Origin of the sequence: Spirillospora sp. CA-294931, assembly GCF_050946795.1 — a bacterium.
Lineage (GTDB): Bacteria > Actinomycetota > Actinomycetes > Streptosporangiales > Streptosporangiaceae > Spirillospora.
The window spans coordinates 1,118,144-1,135,947 of the sequence record NZ_CP192006.1 but is presented as its reverse complement, the minus strand read 5'-3'; the positions used below and the strand labels follow the sequence as shown (position 1 = coordinate 1,135,947).

Annotated in this window: 12 protein-coding genes, 2 rRNA genes and 1 riboswitch; of the genes, 1 reads left to right on the top strand and 13 read right to left on the bottom strand. The window is 65.8% G+C overall.

Annotation, left to right across the window (positions count from 1 at the left end; translation table 11 throughout):
- Nucleotides 1–58 precede the first annotated feature (58 nt).
- The 12 genes from ACQPY4_RS05450 to ACQPY4_RS05395 form a co-directional block, all read right to left on the bottom strand.
- Nucleotides 59–3,166 (bottom strand): 23S ribosomal RNA (locus tag ACQPY4_RS05450).
- Between the two features lie 440 nt (nucleotides 3,167–3,606).
- Nucleotides 3,607–5,125, bottom strand: a 16S ribosomal RNA gene (locus tag ACQPY4_RS05445).
- Together the 16S and 23S rRNA genes form the textbook arrangement of a ribosomal RNA operon.
- Nucleotides 5,126–5,806: 681 nt before the next feature.
- Nucleotides 5,807–6,154 (bottom strand): hypothetical protein, encoded by a 348-nt coding sequence (locus ACQPY4_RS05440; protein WP_433333058.1) that lies wholly within the window; start codon nucleotides 6,152–6,154, stop codon nucleotides 5,807–5,809.
- A gap of 199 nt (nucleotides 6,155–6,353) precedes the next feature.
- Entirely contained in the window at nucleotides 6,354–6,962 is a 609-nt protein-coding gene (locus tag ACQPY4_RS05435) for a phospholipid scramblase-related protein (protein ID WP_433333056.1), read from the bottom strand.
- Nucleotides 6,963–7,684: 722 nt separating this feature from the next.
- A complete protein-coding gene (locus ACQPY4_RS05430; protein ID WP_433333054.1) occupies nucleotides 7,685–8,287 on the bottom strand; it encodes a phospholipid scramblase-related protein in 603 nt (200 codons plus the stop codon).
- 83 nt (nucleotides 8,288–8,370) lie between these two features.
- Nucleotides 8,371–9,999 (bottom strand): chaperonin GroEL, encoded by a 1,629-nt coding sequence (gene groL, locus ACQPY4_RS05425; protein ID WP_433333052.1) that lies wholly within the window; start codon nucleotides 9,997–9,999, stop codon nucleotides 8,371–8,373.
- Nucleotides 10,000–10,252: 253 nt separating this feature from the next.
- Nucleotides 10,253–10,690, bottom strand: a complete 438-nt coding sequence (locus ACQPY4_RS05420; protein WP_433333050.1) for a DUF3592 domain-containing protein — start codon at nucleotides 10,688–10,690, stop codon at nucleotides 10,253–10,255.
- Between the two features lie 188 nt (nucleotides 10,691–10,878).
- Nucleotides 10,879–11,286 carry a hypothetical protein gene (locus ACQPY4_RS05415; protein ID WP_433333048.1) on the bottom strand — a complete coding sequence of 136 codons (408 nt, stop codon included), beginning with the start codon at nucleotides 11,284–11,286 and terminating at the stop codon, nucleotides 10,879–10,881.
- A 33-nt stretch (nucleotides 11,287–11,319) separates the two neighbouring features.
- Nucleotides 11,320–11,919 (bottom strand): hypothetical protein, encoded by a 600-nt coding sequence (locus ACQPY4_RS05410; RefSeq protein ID WP_433333046.1) that lies wholly within the window; start codon nucleotides 11,917–11,919, stop codon nucleotides 11,320–11,322.
- Nucleotides 11,920–12,022: 103 nt separating this feature from the next.
- On the bottom strand, nucleotides 12,023–12,301 hold the full coding sequence (locus tag ACQPY4_RS05405; RefSeq protein ID WP_433333044.1) for a MoaD/ThiS family protein: 279 nt from the start codon (nucleotides 12,299–12,301) through the stop codon (nucleotides 12,023–12,025).
- A gap of 30 nt (nucleotides 12,302–12,331) precedes the next feature.
- Nucleotides 12,332–13,576, bottom strand: a complete 1,245-nt coding sequence (gene thrC, locus ACQPY4_RS05400) for a threonine synthase (protein WP_433333042.1) — start codon at nucleotides 13,574–13,576, stop codon at nucleotides 12,332–12,334.
- A gap of 13 nt (nucleotides 13,577–13,589) precedes the next feature.
- A riboswitch (SAM riboswitch) is annotated at nucleotides 13,590–13,729 on the bottom strand.
- Nucleotides 13,730–14,078: 349 nt separating this feature from the next.
- Nucleotides 14,079–15,026 carry a cation diffusion facilitator family transporter gene (locus tag ACQPY4_RS05395; RefSeq protein ID WP_433333040.1) on the bottom strand — a complete coding sequence of 316 codons (948 nt, stop codon included), beginning with the start codon at nucleotides 15,024–15,026 and terminating at the stop codon, nucleotides 14,079–14,081.
- Between the two features lie 110 nt (nucleotides 15,027–15,136).
- Between ACQPY4_RS05395 and ACQPY4_RS05390 the strand changes: the two genes are divergently transcribed.
- Entirely contained in the window at nucleotides 15,137–16,606 is a 1,470-nt protein-coding gene (locus ACQPY4_RS05390; protein ID WP_433333038.1) for an alpha,alpha-trehalose-phosphate synthase (UDP-forming), read from the top strand.
- Between the two features lie 96 nt (nucleotides 16,607–16,702).
- Here the strand turns inward: ACQPY4_RS05390 and ACQPY4_RS05385 are convergent, their stop codons facing one another.
- Entirely contained in the window at nucleotides 16,703–17,707 is a 1,005-nt protein-coding gene (locus ACQPY4_RS05385) for a sulfotransferase family protein (protein ID WP_433333036.1), read from the bottom strand.
- Nucleotides 17,708–17,804 lie beyond the last annotated feature (97 nt).

Here is a 17,804-nt window from a genome sequence, read left to right as displayed (position 1 = left end):
CACACAGGGACGCGAACACGCTCAAAACAGGACACTGCGATTGGTTTGAACGTTCAGTGTGTTCAAGCCACTCGGCCTATTAGTACCAGTCAACTCCACACCTCACGGCGCTTCCATTTCTGGCCTATCAACCCAATCGTCTCTTGGGGGCCTTACACCCACAAAGGGGTGGGAGAACTCATCTTGAGGAAGGCTTCCCGCTTAGATGCTTTCAGCGGTTATCCCGACCGAACGTAGCCAACCAGCCGTGCCCCTGGCGGGACAACTGGCACACCAGAGGTTCGTCCGTCCCGGTCCTCTCGTACTAGGGACAGACCCTCTCAATTCTCCTACGCGCGCAGCGGATAGGGACCGAACTGTCTCGCGACGTTCTAAACCCAGCTCGCGTGCCGCTTTAATGGGCGAACAGCCCAACCCTTGGGACCTACTCCAGCCCCAGGATGCGACGAGCCGACATCGAGGTGCCAAACCATCCCGTCGATATGGACTCTTGGGGAAGATCAGCCTGTTATCCCCGGGGTACCTTTTAGCCGTTGAGCGACACCGCTTCCACACGCCGGTGCCGGATCACTAGGCCCTGCTTTCGCACCTGCTCGACCTGTCGGTCTCACAGTCAAGCTCCCTTGTGCCCTTGCACTCGCCACCTGATTGCCAACCAGGCTGAGGGAACCTTTGGGCGCCTCCGTTACTCTTTGGGAGGCAACCGCCCCAGTTAAACTACCCACCAGGCACTGTCCCCCACCCGGATCCACGGGTGCGGGTTAGACGCTCAAAACGACCAGAGTGGTATTTCACCAACGACTCCACCCAAACTGGCGTCTGAGTTTCACAGTCTCCCACCTATCCTACACAAGACGCTCCAAACGCCAATGCCAAGCTATAGTGAAGGTCCCGGGGTCTTTCCGTCCTGCTGCGCGAAACGAGCATCTTTACTCGTACTGCAATTTCGCCGGGCCTGTGGTTGAGACAGCGGGGAAGTCGTTACGCCATTCGTGCAGGTCGGAACTTACCCGACAAGGAATTTCGCTACCTTAGGATGGTTATAGTTACCACCGCCGTTTACCGGCGCTTAGATTCTCAGCCTCGACCCCCAAAAGGGTCTAACCGGTCCTCTTAACGTTCCGGCACCGGGCAGGCGTCAGTCCGTATACCGCGTCTTACGACTTCGCACGGACCTGTGTTTTTAGTAAACAGTCGCTTCCCCCTGGCCTCTGCGACCCCACCCAGCTCCCACCGCAAGGGTGCTCACCGGGCGTGGTCCCCCTTCTCCCAAAGTTACGGGGGCAATTTGCCGAGTTCCTTAACCACAGTTCACCCGATCGCCTTGGTATTCTCTACCTGACCACCTGAGTCGGTTTGGGGTACGGGCCGCCGGTACACTCACTAGAGGCTTTTCTCGGCAGCATGGGATCACTCACTTCACCTAAAACGGCTCGGCATCACCTCTCACCCTTAACAGTGTGCGGATTTACCTACACACCGGGCTACAGGCTTACCCCAGGACAACCATCGCCTGGGCTGAGCTACCCTCCTGCGTCACCCCATCGCTCACCTACTACCCCCTCGGGCCCCACGCTCCCCCCACCACAGGTCCGAAGACCCACAGCAGAGATCGGGTGGTTAGCATCAGAGGGTTCAGCGTTGGCGCATACCAGCGGGTACGGGAATATCAACCCGTTGTCCATCGACTACGCCTGTCGGCCTCGCCTTAGGTCCCGACTTACCCTGGGCGGATTAGCCTGCCCCAGGAACCCTTGGTCATCCGGCGCACACGTTTCTCACGTGTGATTCGCTACTCATGCCTGCATTCTCACTCCCACAGCCTCCACCACTCGATCACTCGGCGGCTTCACCGGCTGCAGGACGCTCCCCTACCCACCCCAACAAGTTGGAGTGCCACGGCTTCGGCGGTGTGCTTGAGCCCCGCTACATTGTCGGCGCGGAATCACTTGACCAGTGAGCTATTACGCACTCTTTCAAGGATGGCTGCTTCTAAGCCAACCTCCTGGTTGTCACGGCAACTCCACATCCTTTACCACTTAGCACACGCTTAGGGGCCTTAGCCGATGATCTGGGCTGTTTCCCTCTCGACTACGAAGCTTATCCCCCGCAGTCTCACTGCCACGCTCTCACTTACCGGCATTCGGAGTTTGGCTGACGTCAGTAACCTTGTAGGGCCCATTAGCCATCCAGTAGCTCTACCTCCGGCAAGAAACACGCAACGCTGCACCTAAATGCATTTCGGGGAGAACCAGCTATCACGGAGTTTGATTGGCCTTTCACCCCTAACCACAGGTCATCCCCCAGGTTTTCAACCCTGGTGGGTTCGGGCCTCCACACCGTCTTACCGGCGCTTCACCCTGCCCATGGCTAGATCACCCCGCTTCGGGTCTACAGCATGCGACTAAAACGCCCTATTCAGACTCGCTTTCGCTACGGCTACCCGACACCGGTTAACCTCGCCACACACCATAACTCGCAGGCTCATTCTTCAAAAGGCACGCCATCACCAAACAAAAACACAAGTGTCCTTGTAGGAGGCTCTGACGGCTTGTAGGCACACGGTTTCAGGTACTATTTCACGACCCCTCACCGGGGCACTTTTCACCTTTCCCTCACGGTACTGGTCCGCTATCGGTCATCAGGAAGTATTCAGCCTTACCACGTGGTCGTGGCAGATTCACACGGGATTTCACGGGCCCCGTGCTACTCGGGAACACACCAGAAAGGCAACGCAATTTCGTCTACCGGACTCTCACCGTCTACGGTCGGCCATCCCAAGCCGTTCAACTATCACGTCACTTTATAACTTCCTGCCAGACTGGTAGATCTAGCCAGGTGGTCCCACAACCCCGCACACGCAACCCCTACCAGGTATCACACGCGCACGGTTTAGGCTCCTCCGCTTTCGCTCACCACTACTCACGGAATCACAATTGTTTTCTCTTCCTGCGGGTACTGAGATGTTTCACTTCCCCGCGTTCCCACCAACCGCCCTATACATTCAGACGGCGGCGACACCCCATGACGAGTGCCAGGTTTCCCCATTCGGAAATCCCCGGATCAAAGTCTGGTTGCCGACTCCCCGAGGCATATCGCAGGCTCCCACGTCCTTCATCGGCTCCTGATGCCAAGGCATCCACCGTATGCCCTTAAAAACTTGAACACACAAAACGATCAAACAAATCGCAGAGAGACCACCAACTCAAAAGAGCAGTGATCTATCAGAGATGCTCGCGTCCACTGTGTAGTTCTCAAAAAACAAGCAGGCCCACCAAACCTCACCCCAACCAAGAAGCAAGAATCTGGTCCCGCAATCCAGAAGAAACAACCCAGCCCCAACCCACCACCCACAAGGTGATGATCTGGGGCTGAAGGGTCCGTTTCCTCAGGACCCAACAGCGTGTCCAACCAGTCTCCCGCCCAAGCTTGCCGTTCCCCACCCCCGCAAGGGGGCGGTACTAGCCAAGTCACACAGGAAGACTTGCTGAGTAGCCAGTGCTCCACATCTATGAGCAGCTGCCCGGCAGACATTCGCTACCGAAGACAGCCACCGACCCTCACAACCCCTCGCGGGGTTCGTGATGGCCAGTTGGTGCTCCTTAGAAAGGAGGTGATCCAGCCGCACCTTCCGGTACGGCTACCTTGTTACGACTTCGTCCCAATCGCCGGCCCCACCTTCGACCGCTCCCCCCACAAGTGGTTGGGCCACGGGCTTCGGGTGTTGCCGACTTTCGTGACGTGACGGGCGGTGTGTACAAGGCCCGGGAACGTATTCACCGCAGCGTTGCTGATCTGCGATTACTAGCGACTCCGACTTCATGGGGTCGAGTTGCAGACCCCAATCCGAACTGAGACCGGCTTTAAGGGATTCGCTCCACCTTACGGTATCGCAGCCCTCTGTACCGGCCATTGTAGCATGTTTGCAGCCCAAGACATAAGGGGCATGATGACTTGACGTCATCCCCACCTTCCTCCGAGTTGACCCCGGCGGTCTCCCATGAGTCCCCACCATAACGTGCTGGCAACATGGAACGAGGGTTGCGCTCGTTGCGGGACTTAACCCAACATCTCACGACACGAGCTGACGACAGCCATGCACCACCTGTCACCGGCCCAAAAAGGACCCACCATCTCTGATGGTTTTCCGGCGATGTCAAGCCTTGGTAAGGTTCTTCGCGTTGCGTCGAATTAAGCAACATGCTCCGCCGCTTGTGCGGGCCCCCGTCAATTCCTTTGAGTTTTAGCCTTGCGGCCGTACTCCCCAGGCGGGGCGCTTAATGCGTTAGCTACGGCGCGGAATCCGTGGAAGAACCCCACACCTAGCGCCCAACGTTTACGGCGTGGACTACCAGGGTATCTAATCCTGTTCGCTCCCCACGCTTTCGCTCCTCAGCGTCAGTACAGGCCCAGAGCACCGCCTTCGCCACCGGTGTTCCTCCCGATATCTGCGCATTTCACCGCTACACCGGGAATTCCATGCTCCCCTACCTGCCTCTAGTCTGCCCGTATCCACCGCAGACCCACAGTTAAGCCGTGGGCTTTCACGACGGACGCAACAAACCGCCTACGAGCTCTTTACGCCCAATAATTCCGGACAACGCTTGCGCCCTACGTATTACCGCGGCTGCTGGCACGTAGTTAGCCGGCGCTTCTTCTGCAGGTACCGTCACGTTAGCTTCGTCCCTGCTGAAAGAGGTTTACAACCCGAAGGCCGTCATCCCCCACGCGGCGTCGCTGCGTCAGGCTTCCGCCCATTGCGCAATATTCCCCACTGCTGCCTCCCGTAGGAGTCTGGGCCGTGTCTCAGTCCCAGTGTGACCGGTCGCCCTCTCAGGCCGGTTACCCGTCGTCGCCTTGGTAGGCCATCACCCCACCAACAAGCTGATAGGCCGCGAGCCCATCCCCAACCGAAAAACTTTCCACCCACACCCCATGCGGGGGCAGGTCGTATCCGGTATTAGACCCAGTTTCCCAGGCTTATCCCAGAGTCAGGGGCAGGTTGCTCACGTGTTACTCACCCGTTCGCCGCTCGAGTACCCCCGAAGGGGCCTTTCCGCTCGACTTGCATGTGTTAAGCACGCCGCCAGCGTTCGTCCTGAGCCAGGATCAAACTCTCCATTAAGGTCCAAACGACGGAAATCCCAGGGGCGAACCCGGAACCCGCCAAACCCTATGAGTGAAACATCCTGACAATACAAACCCCTCCAACAGAGGGGCTGCTTGCCTCAAAGAAATCCCCACCACCATCCAAACGGACAGTGGCCACGGGGCGACCAAGACCCTCACAAAGAAGGCCCTGGCCTATAAAGGCACTGGCTTTTAACACGCTGTTGAGTTCTCAAGAAACGGACACCACCGCGCTGGATTCGCTTTCGCGTTTCCCGCTCCGGGGCGACTCGATTTACTTTATCAGATCGCTCCGGCTTGTCAATTTCACCGGGTCTTTCTGATCCGCCATTCCGTTGCCACTTGCGTGGCGCCTTCCCGGCGGTGTCGCTATTTCATCAGATTCAGCGCGTTTGTCAAAACGAGCCATTTCCGACCCCACCACAGCACCGTAGGCGCGACAGTGTCGCGTCAGTTGGTTCGTCGATGGGTTCCCCTCGGGCCGGCCGCCTCTCGGCGTCCCGCGTCCCTGTGGGGCGAAGAGAACAGTATGCCCACGGGCGGGCCACGTCAAACCAGCGGACGCATGTCGTGGCATGAACTGCACAACCCGTCGGGACGACTACCAGTAGAAGCGTCGATCTACCTCGGATTATTCCCCATCGGGGCAATCGTGGACGAATCTCAAGGTCTCGTCCTACTGCTTAGCCACGTATCCCCCGATGAACAGGATGCCCTCGGCCAGGATCCACACGATGGCGGCGATCGTGAGCAGGGCGTCCAGCCGATCGGGTCGATGCCGCGTGCTCGGCAAGGCCCAAGCCGCCACCGCGATCGCCGCCGCCAGGACGGCCGGCGGTACGGAGAACAGCACCGCCAGCTCGAAGTCGGACGAGCACACGGGATCGCGCGCTTCGGCCTCCCCACAGAAGGCGGCGTCTCCCCAGCCTCCGTAGGCCGAGAACCCCCACAGCAGCGCCAGCAGGCAGTTCGCGATCGTCGGAATGGCCGGTGAGATCCACCAGCCGTTCTGACGTCCGGACATGGCCTGCACTATCGGAACGTACCTCGCACTTCCCGCCTCCGGAACCCCACATCCCGCGCTGTCTTGCCGTGCGCATCGTGGGCGAACAGCGCACAGCGGGGAGAGCCACGCCTTGGCCCGTCCACATCAAGGTCACGTCACGGGAGCGAGCCACCGGACGAGCGCACGCTGGGCCGCCCTGGGAGCGCGGACGGCCCGGCTAGACCAGGTCTTTGGACTCGTAGGCGGTGAGGTCGAGGACCACGGCCATGACGATGGCGAGGATGCGGAGCGACTCGTCGACCTTGCCGGTGATCTCGACGCTGTAGCGGTCGGCGTTGGTGAACACCTCGGCGCGCAGCCCGGCCCACTTCTTGCTGATCTGGGCGGCTCGGCGGCCCTTGGCGTCGGAGACCGAGAAGTTGCGCAAGCGCAGGTCGCCGACGGCCTTGCCGAGCTCCTGCTCGTCGGGGCCGAGGAGGGCGAACTGCCGCCTGGTCGAGATCCCCCGGATGGTGCCGATCAGCTCGCCGTCGTCGATCTCCTCCCCTTCCGGGGCGGGACGGCTGACGGCGGTGTTCCAATTGTCCAGCCGCCTCATGACCAGCAGCGGGAGCTCGTCCGCGTCACGCAACACCAGGATGTGCGCGCCGGAGGTGCCCTGCGGCAGGACCGCCCGTACCGCCTCGCGCCGGGTGAGCGTCTCCACGTCGGTGGCGACTGCCAGGAGGTTGCCCTGCTCGTCGAGGAAGTCGTAGCGCGTCTGGGTCTGGATCATCTTGCGGGGCTGCTCGATCCGGAGTACCGGGGAGTTGAAGAGCTCGGTCACTTATCCTCCAGCCGCGCCGGTTATGTCCGTGGAGCGCACAGGTGCACCCGCCGGTTCCGCTTCACACCATAGGGCCCCCATACGTCACTCACGCGCCCCCACTCGCGAAGCGCTGAAGCACCCGCACGCGCGGCCTGCACCCACCCAGCGCACACCGCACGCCGAGTCGGCGTACAGGCGCGCCGCCGGCCTCAGAAGCGATCAGCAGGCGAGCCGACGCACCTCACGCTCGTTCTGCGCGCGCAAATGGCCGCCAACACCACGAACGCCGCCAGGCGGGGAAGGGGGCCGCTGCGCCAGCACGACGACGCCGCCAGCGAAGCGAGCTCCCGAGGCAGGACGCCTCCGCCCACCGTCGGGCGCATCTTGAACCCCGAGCCAGCACACGGACGCCACAGGCGAGCGAGGCTCGCCACCAGGCCACCGCAGCACCGCCGTCCGCCGTCCGCCGTCCCACGGTCCGCGGTCCACGGGCCACGGGCCACGGGCCACGGGCCGCCGTCCGCGGTCCACGGGCCACGGGCCACGGTCCACGGTCCACGGGCCACGGGCCGCGGTCCACGGGCCGCGGGCTCCGGCTGCGGGCTCCGGCTGCGGGCTCCGGCTGCGGGCTGCGGAGGGCTTGTCGCGGGGGGAGGCTGCACTTGTGGGTGGTAGGAGGCGGGCAAGGGGGGTGACGGGTGGGCAGTGGGGCTTGGGGGCGGGGAGGGGCGAGTGGCTGGTTAGGAGAAGTCGGGCCAGTCCTTGCCTTCGTAGAGCATGAGGTCGATGGCGAGGGGGGCCGCGACGGCCAGGATGTGGAGCGGGTCGGGCAGGGGGCGGAAGATCTCCACCGAGTAGCGGTCGGCGGTGGTCAGGAGTTCGGTGGCGGCGCCCTTCCACCTCTTGTCGATCTGGGCGACGTGCGTCCCGTAGGCGTCGCGCATCTCGAACTTGCGGCCGAGGCGGTTGCCGTCGAGACGGCCGACCTCGGCGTCGGCCGCGTTGCGCAGCGAGTAGACGAAGGATTTCTGGGTCGGCTGGACCGACCCGATCGGTGCGCCGTTGGGGCCGCTGACCCAGGTGCCGTAAGGGCGGTGGGTGATCTTCGGCTTCTCCAGGACCAGGAGCGGGACGCCATGGGCGTTCTCCAGGTGGACGACGCGGCGGTCGTCTCCCTGGCCCAGCAAAGCGCGCGTCGCCTGCCGGGTGAGCCGGACGTCCTGCTCGGACGCCTTCGCCAGCAGCGTCCCGTTGCCGTCCGAGATCGTGTAGCGGGACTGGGCCGCGGGCATGCGGCGGGGTTGTTCGATCCGGAGCACCTGGGTGCCGAAAAGCGCGTCCACGTGCGGAATCATTCCATATGGCACGCAAAAGGGCGGCCCCCGTGAGGGAGCCGCCCTTTAGGCGTACCGAGCGATGGACGTCCTTAGAAGTCCATGCCGCCCGCGTCGGGCATGCCGCCCGCCGGGGCCGGGTTCTTCTCCGGCTTCTCGGCGATGACGGCCTCGGTGGTCAGGAACAGCGCCGCGATCGACGAGGCGTTCTGCAGCGCCGACCGGGTCACCTTGGCCGGGTCGAGAATTCCGGCGTCGAACATGTTGACGTACTCGCCGGTGGCGGCGTTCAGGCCCTCACCCGGGGTCAGGTTGCGGACCTTCTCCACCACGACGCCGCCCTCGAGGCCGGCGTTCACCGCGATCTGCTTGAGGGGCTCCTCAAGCGCGCGCTTGACGATCGCGGCACCGGTGGCCTCGTCGCCCTGCAGCTCCAGCTTCGCGAACGCGGGGATGCCCGCCTGCAGCAGCGCCACGCCGCCGCCGGGGACGATGCCCTCTTCGACGGCCGCCTTGGCGTTGCGGACGGCGTCCTCGATGCGGTGCTTGCGCTCCTTGAGCTCGACCTCGGTAGCCGCGCCGGCCTTGATGACGGCGACGCCGCCGGCCAGCTTGGCGAGGCGCTCCTGGAGCTTCTCGCGGTCGTAGTCGGAGTCGGTGTTGTCGATCTCGGAACGGATCTGGTTGACCCGGCCCGCGATCTCGTTGGCGTCACCGGCGCCGTCCACGATCGTGGTCTCGTCCTTGGCGACGACGATCTTGCGGGCGCGGCCCAGCATGTCCAGCGAGGTGTTCTCCAGCTTCAGACCCACGTCCTCGCTGATGACCTGCCCGCCGGTCAGGGTCGCGATGTCGCCCAGCATCGCCTTGCGGCGGTCACCGAAGCCGGGGGCCTTGACGGCGACCGACTTGAAGATGCCGCGGATCTTGTTGACGACCAGGGTGGCCAGGGCCTCGCCCTCGACGTCCTCGGCGATGATCAGCAGCGGCTTGCCGGACTGCATGACGCCCTCGAGGACGGGCAGCAGGTCCTTGTTGGCCGACGCCTTGCCCTGGACGATCAGGATGTACGGGTCCTCGAGGACCGCTTCCATCCGCTCGGGGTCGGTGACGAAGTACGGCGAAATGTAGCCCTTGTCGAAGCGCATGCCCTCGGTGAGCTCAAGTTCGAGCCCGAAGGTGTTGCTCTCCTCGACGGTGATGACGCCTTCCTTGCCGACCTTGTCCATCGCCTCGGCGATCATCTCGCCGATCTGCGGGTCGCCGGCGGAAATGGAGGCCGTCGAAGCGATCTGCTCCTTGGTCTCCACGTCCTTGGCGAGCTTGGACAGCTCCTCGCTGACCCGCTCGACGGCGGCCTCGATGCCGCGCTTGAGCGACATCGGGTTGGCGCCGGCGGCAACGTTGCGCAGGCCCTCGCGGACCAGCGCCTGCGCCAGAACCGTCGCCGTCGTGGTGCCGTCACCGGCGACGTCGTCGGTCTTCTTGGCGACCTCCTTGACGAGCTCCGCGCCGATCTTCTCCCACGGGTCCTCGAGCTCGATCTCCTTGGCGATCGACACACCGTCGTTGGTGATAGTGGGGGCGCCCCACTTCTTCTCCAGAACGACGTTGCGGCCCTTGGGCCCAAGAGTCACCTTTACGGCATCAGCGAGCTGGTTCATACCGCGCTCAAGACCGCGACGGGCCTCTTCGTCGAACGCGATCATCTTTGCAGCCATAGGCTCCAGTCCTCCCGGAACAGGGTGGCTATGACGGATCGAGCCGACGCCCGCGACGGACGGCCCCCGCTGACGGCTTCCATTCCGCCGCCCGCATGAGGCCTCATCGCCCCGACCCAAACTGTGAAGTTGTCACTCTCCACAGCAGAGTGCCAACCGTTTGTTTAGCACTCTACCCTGCCGAGTGCAAGCCTTCGACCGGAGGCCCACCCGGCTGACCGACCCCGGCCCAACAGTGCTCCCACGTGGACGATCAGCTCCTGTGACGCTTCCAGGCGGCCCAGCCCCGAACCAGCCACGGATACACAAAGAGCATGCAGAACCCGGCGAACAGCACCGTGAACACCGGAATGCCGTAGGCCGTCAGCATGCCCCGCTCGGTGCCGATCGCACTGCCCTTGGGGTCGGAGCGCGCGTAGCGGACCCGGACCTTCTCGTCGACCTTCGGCATCCCGTCCCAGTTGCTCTCGTTCAACGAGACCCGTACCCGTTTTCCCGCCGACGTGGTGAAGTCAACGTCCGCGTACCGGTCCTTCCGCTCGGACCATCGCTTCACGACCACGCCGGGCGCCTCCTCGCCCTCGCGCGCCAACCGGACCTCGTCCTGGACGTGGATCACGGTCAGAACGAGCATGGTCACGCCGACAACCGCGAAGAAGGCCGCCACGAGCGGCGACCCCGGCGTCTGCACGATAAGACGAAATATTGACACGGATCGGTCCTGCCGCCTGCGGCGCATTCACCCTCCCAGGGTTTCCCGTTGGACGCGCCAGGAGCACCGGTCCGCTCTCAGATCGTGGAACGTGTCCGGGTGAGGTCAGGAGGTCAACCGAACGTCCCCAGAAGTGTCAGGAGCCTCGCCCGGCGTCCCGTGTTGGGTTAGCGGACACCGCAGGGTGGGCCGTTGTTGGTGGAGATGTCGGCGCCCGGGTAGGCGTGGTAGTCCATGACGGTGACGCTCAGGGGGATGAGGGCGAGCAGGGCGGCCAGGATGAGGCAGGCGGCGAGGGGCTTGGTCCAGGGGGCCGCTGTCTTGCCCTTGGCCAGGACGGCTATGGCCAGCGTCATGCCCAGGAGGACGGCGATGAGTATGGCCAGGGGCATGGTGAAGTCGTAGCCCTTGGTCCATTGGGCGGTCGAGGGGGCCGTTTCGCAGGCGGCTCTGGTTTTGCCGTCGGCGGCGTCCTGGAGGTGGCCCATGGCCAGGATCCCCAGCGGGCCGGAGGCGCAGAGGAGGACGGCTGTCGCGATGGCGCCGGTCCAGCGGCTCCGCGTTTCAAGGGTCATGATCCTTGGGATGGCGGGCCCGCCCGCGGGGTTCTAGGGGATGGTCATAGTCGCGCCGACCAGCGGGAGCACCTCGTTCTGGAGCTGGCGGGGGATGTGGAGGCCGTATCTGGTTTCCAGGCGGTCTCGGGCGCGGATGTAGCGGGTGGCGGCGTCCTGGAGGGACGAGGGGAGGTGCGCTATCCCCAGGGGTTCCAGGACGTGGAGGCGCATCCGGAGGAGTTCGCCGCGGACGCGGTCGTCCATGCCGTGGTGGCGCTTGCTGACCAGCCACAACATCCAGTCCCAAAAGTGAGCATCAATGTACGGGAGGGTGTCGGGGCCGACGCGCCACGGCGGGTTCCAGCTGCGCAGGACGTCCGGGAACAGCAGGTCGACCTTGGCGGGTCCGGAGAAGATCAGCAGATAGCTCTCGCAGTCGCCGAGCGGGTCCCACTGGGCGGCCAGGGGTTCGAAGGGGGCGATGAGTTCGGGCAGGTCGGAGGCGACTTGGCCGAAATCCTCGGCGTCGACGTGGAAGTCCCAGTCCGACAGTTCGGTCGCGGTGCCCCGCGCGCGCGAGCCGGTCGGCTCGACGCCGCGCACCAGCGGATGCGCCGCAACCACGTCCGCTACGCCCTCGGCTATCCCCATGGAATGCCCTTTACCCGGCTCAGCAGCGCGAAAGCCCCCTTGTCCCGGTGGATGAGACCACGTTTCGTTTGGTTCGGGGCCGAACGAAACGTGGTCTCTCGGGTCAGCCTCCGGCGACCGCCGGGATGATCGAGACCTGCGAGCCCTCGGGCGTCGGGGTGTCGAGGCCGTCGGCGAAGCGGACGTCCTCGTCGCCGACGTACACGTTGACGAAGCGGCGGATCTTGCCGTCGTCGTCCAGGATGCGCGCGGCGATCCCGGCGTGGCTGGCCTCAAGGTCGGCGACGACGGCGCGCAGGGTGGCGCCCTCGGCCTTCACCTCGGACTCGCCGCCGGTGTAGGTGCGCAGGATCGTCGGGATCCGCACGGAAACGCTGCTCATTTGTTCGGCCTCCTTGTAGGTCGGCAGGGGTCAGGCCAGGCCGGTGGCGCGGAAGGCTTCCAGCGACGGCGCGATGTTCGCGGTCGGCGCCACCACGGGCGCGACCGCGTCCAGGGTCTTGAGCCCGTCGCCGGAGTTGATGATCACGGTCTCGGCGGACGGGTCGAGCGCGCCGGACTCGATCAGCTTGCGCAGGGTCGCGACGGTGACGCCGCCCGCGGTCTCGCCGAAGATTCCTTCGGTGCGGGCCAGGAGCCTGATGCCCTCGACGACCTGCTCGTCGCTGACGTCCTCCACGGCGCCGCCGGTGCGGCGGACGATGTCGAGCACGTAGGGGCCGTCGGCCGGGTTGCCGATGGCCAGGGACTTGGCGATGGTGTCCGGCTTGACCGGCCGGACGACGTCGTGCCCCTCCTTGAACGCCGTGGCGACGGGCCCGCAGCCGGTCGCCTGGGCGCCGAAGACCTTGTACGGCTTCTCCTCGACCAGGCCGAGCTTGATCAGTTCCTGGAACGCCTTGTCGATCTTGGTGAGCTGGGATCCGGACGCGACCGGGACCACGATCTGGTCGGGCAGGCGCCAGCCGAGCTGCTCGGCGATCTCGTACCCGAGGGTCTTTGAGCCCTCGGCGTAGTACGGGCGGACGTTGACGTTCACGAACGCCCAGTCGTCCTGCTCCCCCGCGATCTCCGAGGCCAGCCGGTTCACGTCATCGTAGTTGCCGTCGACGGTGACGAAGGTGCCCCCGTATACGGCCGTCGTGATGATCTTCTGCTGTTCCAGGTTGGACGGCACGAACACCGCGCTGCGGATGCCCGCGCGCGCCGCGGCGGCGGCGACCGCGTTGGCGAGGTTGCCGGTGGACGGGCAGGCCAGCACCTTGAAGCCCAGCTCGCGGGCCGCCGCGAGCGCGACCGCGACCACGCGGTCCTTGAACGAGTGCGTCGGGTTGCCGCTGTCGTCCTTGACCCACAGGCGCTGGAGGCCCAGCGACTCGGCGAGGTGGTCGGCGCGCACCAGGCGGGTCAGGCCGGGCTCGGTGTTGGGCGTCTCGGCGACGTTCTCCGGAACGGGCAGCAGCCCCCGGTAGCGCCAGATGTTGCGCGGACCGGACTCGATGTCGGCGCGGGTGATCGTCCCGAAATCGTAGGCGATCTCCAGGGGGCCGAAACATTCTTCGCAGGCGTAGTGCGGGCCGAGTTCGCGGGTGTTTCCGCATTCGCGGCAGACCAGACCGGTCGCGGGTCCGAGATTAGCGGCAGGCGTGAGTGCCATGAAGCGAGGCCTTTCCCCATCTTCCCTGTGCCACCTTGGTCACAGGCCGGAGTTGGCACCATCTCCTGGCCGGCCTCGCAGGATCGCGAGAGTACGTGCCAGGTGGTTGCCGGGGCTTCGCAGGGCCGGTCCCTCCACCCCTCTGGATGAGCGTTATTCAGTTGTGTGCGGGCTGAGCTGGAAGACCGGCCCTCAGGCCACTGTGCTTCCTGCACCCCTCTGGATGAGCGTTATTCAGTTGTGTGCGGGCTGAGCTGGAAGACCGGCCCTCAGGCCACTGTGCTTCCTGCACCCCTCTGGATGAGCGTTATTCAGTTGTGTGCGGGCTGAGCTGGAAGACCGGCCCTCAGGCCACTGTGCTTCCTGCACCCCTCTGGATGAGCGATATCCAGTTTTTGCAAGCGAGAGCGCTTTGCGCTCTGGTGCGTGACTTTACCTGATCTGACCGGTTGCCGGACAGGTGGGTCTCGTCGGTTGAGACGTTACCCCGGCGTGGACTCGATCACACAGACGGGGTCGCGCCCCGCTGGTCAGGGGTGCGCTGGGTCGGGTCGAGAAAGACATGCCGGACGACGGGGACGCGTTCGCGCAGGCATCGGTCGATCTCGCCCGCCACGTCCTCGGCCTCGTCGGCGCTGATGGCGTCGGAGAAGTTGACCTTGGCGGCGACCAGGATGTCCTCCGGGCCGAAGTGCATGGTCAGCAGTTCCTCGACGCCGGTGACGCCGGGCGCGGAGACGATCTCGTCGCGGATCTCGCGCTGGGTCGCCGGGTCGACGGCCTGGCCGATCAGCAGGCTGCGGCTGTCGCGGCCGAGCGCGAACGCGACCACGACGAGCAGCAGGCCGATCAGGATCGAGGCCAGACCGTCCCAGAAAGACGAGCCGGTGATCTCGCGCAGGGTGAGGCCGGCGGCGGCGAGGACCAGCCCGATCATGGCGGCCGAGTCCTCGAGCAGGGCGGCCTTGAACGTCACGTCCGGCGTCCGCCTGACGTGCTCGACGACGCCGCGGTCGGTGCCGCGGACCTCCTGGCGGGCCTGGGTGAAGGCGCGCAGCCAGGAGCCGCCCTCCAGCAGTGCCGCGAGCGCCAGCACCGCGAACGCGGGCCAGACATGCTCGCCCCCGGGTGCGTTCCCCGTGATGGTCAGGACGCCCTCGAAGATCGAGTAGCCCGCCCCGGCCACGAAGATCCCGAACGCCGCGAGCAGCGACCAGAAATACCGCTCGTTGCCATAGCCGAACGGATGCTTGCGACTGGGGGGACGCGCACTTCGCCGCAGCGACGCCAGCAGGAAGCCCTGGTTGAGGGTGTCGGCGACGGAGTGGGCCCCTTCCGCCAGCATCGCGCTCGATCCCGCCATCGCCCCCGCGACCAGCTTCGTCACCGCGAGGACCAGGTTCGCCGAACCGGCCACGAGCACGGTCTTGGTCGTCTCTGACCTGCTCATCCGCTACCGGTACCCGAATCGTCCCGGAGGACACGGACACCGCCTCCTTGGTGTGACCTTTCCCCCGGGTCACTTGTGTGCGCACCACTCCCAACTGAGACGCTTCTCGTATGAGCCAAGTGCTGGTGGCGTCCAACCGCGGTCCGGTGTCGTTCTCGCTGGCCGACGACGGCTCGCTGAGCATGAGGCGCGGCGGTGGCGGCCTGGTGAGCGGTCTGGCGGCCGTGACGGGCGGTCCCGGCCAGACGCGCCCCGACTCCCCGCCCGGCGAGCCGGACGTCCTGTGGGTGTGCGCCACGCTCGGCGAGGCCGACCGCAGGGCCGCCCGGGAGGCGCCCGACGGACGTCTGGACCTCGCGGGGCACGAGATCGGCGGCGCAGCGGTGCGGATGCTCGACATCCCCGCGGCGACCTTCCAGCGCGCCTACAACGGGGTGGCGAACTCCACGCTTTGGTTCGTCCACCACCTGCTGTACGACACCCCCCGGGTGCCGCACTTCGACGCCCGTTCGCGCCGGGACTGGCAGTCGTACGAGGCGTACAACGCGGCGTTCGCCGACGCCCTGGCCCGCGACGCCGCCCCCGGGGCCAAGGTCGCGATCCAGGACTACCACCTGTCGCTCGCGCCCCGGATGCTCCGCGACCGGCGTCCCGACCTGAAGGTCGTGCACTTCTCGCACACTCCCTGGGCGCCGCCGGATTACTACCGGCTGCTCCCGGACGACATCGGCGCGCAGGTCCTTGAGGGCATCCTCGGCGCCGATCACGCGGGCTTCCTGACCAGACGGTGGGCCGACGCCTTCCTCGACTGCTGCGCCTGCCTGCCGGGCACGCGGGTGGACCGCGCGGCGCGCAGCGTCACCCGCGAGGGCCGCGTCACCCGGGTGGGCGTCCACGGCCTCGGCGTCGACGGAGAGGCCCTCCGGCGGCGCGCGACGGAACCCGACGTCACCGACAAGGCGCGCGCGCTGCGCGAGCAGGTGGGCGACCGGAAGCTCATCGTCCGCGTCGACCGGACCGAACTGTCCAAGAACATCGTCCGGGGCCTGGCCGCCTACCGCGAGATGCTGGTCAACCACCCCGAATGGCACGGCCGGGTCGTCCACCTGGCGTTCGCCTACCCGTCCCGGTACGACCTCCCCGAATACCGCGACTACACCGCGCAGGTGGAGCGGCTGGCGGCCCAGATCGCGGACGAGTTCGGCACCCCCGACTGGGAGCCGCTGATCCTCCAGGTCAACGACGACTACCCGCGTTCGCTCGCCGCCTACGGGCTGGCCGACGTCCTGCTGGTCAACCCGATCCGCGACGGCATGAACCTGGTCGCCAAGGAGGGCCCCGCCCTGTCGGGACGCAACTGCGCCCTGGTCCTCTCCCGCGAGGCGGGTGCCGCCGCCGAACTGGCCGAGCACGCCCTGATGATCAACCCCTACGACGTCTCGCAGACCGCCGAGACCCTGCACCAGGCCCTGCTCATGCCCCGCCAGGAACGCGCCGCCCGCCGCAGCCGCCTGGCCACCGCCGCCTCAGCCCTCCCACCCCAGCGCTGGTTCGCCGACCAACTCGCCGCCCTCGACTGAACCCCGCGCCCGCTCAGGGGCCAGGGCATGACCGCCACCCGCCGCGGCTGCCGGGGTGCCGGGGTGCCGCCGCCCTCGACCGAGCCCTGCGTCCGTTCAGGGGGTGAGTTGGTGGGTTGGCAGCAGGGACTGGACGGGGTTGGGTTCGTGGCGGCGCTGCCAGCGCTCGCGGAGTTCGGCCTTGCGGAAGGCCATGCGGCGGTGGGTGGCGGTCTTGGCGAGGCGGGCCAGCTGGGCGGTGGACGGGCGGGGCGCGTCGCTCGTCTCGTAGCCGTATTCGGCCAGGCGGTCCCCGAATGCAGATTCGGCCAGGCCGATCTCCCACGGCTGGAGGCGGCACGACCAGGAGCCGACGCGTCCCGCGTTCACGGCCGTGCGGGTGCGCTCGTGCCAGCGCTTCTGGCGCGGGACGGTCCGCCGGGCGATGTCCTGCGGTTCGGTCATGGCCGGGTCGTAGTCCTCGCCCAGGTACTCGCAGAGCCGGGTCAGCTCGTCCATCGGGTTGGCGACCAGGCGCTCGTACTGGAGCTCGTAGTAGGCGTCGGGGCCCAGCCGGGCCGCCAGGCGCCGTCCGTCGTCGATGGCCTCGCGCCACACGCTGATGGCGTGGTAGACGTCGTGCTTGTACCAGGGCATCTCCTGGAGGGACGCGACACAGTCGCGGCCGTCCCGGACGAGATGGACGAACTGGGCGTCGGGGAACATCCGCACCAGCTTGCCGACGTGCTTGGTGTAGCTGGGACGCTTGTCTCCCCAGCGCGGCTTGTCGAAGCGGTCGGCGTAGGCGCGGAAGACGGCGCCCACGGCCGAGCCCAGGCTGGGCGGGCCGTCGACGATGGCCCGGTTCACGCGCTCGGCGTCCAGCCCGAGATCGCGGAACTTGGTCTCCTTGCGGCCCGTGATCCACTCCGCCAGGGCCCGCCTGTTGCCGGTGTCCCGCAGGTCACCGAACTGGCCTCGCGCGGTGTAGGCCGGGAGCAGGAAGCGTGTCTCTGCGGGGATCGCGATCCGGCGGTGCGAGTGCAGCATCAGCTGAAGCAGCGTGGTCCCCGAGCGCGGGCAGCCGATGACGAATATCGGACGGTCAGCATGGCTAGCCATGCTGTGATGCTGGCCGACACGCCCGCGCGCCACCGGTCGCCTAGGCGCACGCTTGCCGAGGTATTACAAATCCTTGACGGCCGGTGACCAGGGCATT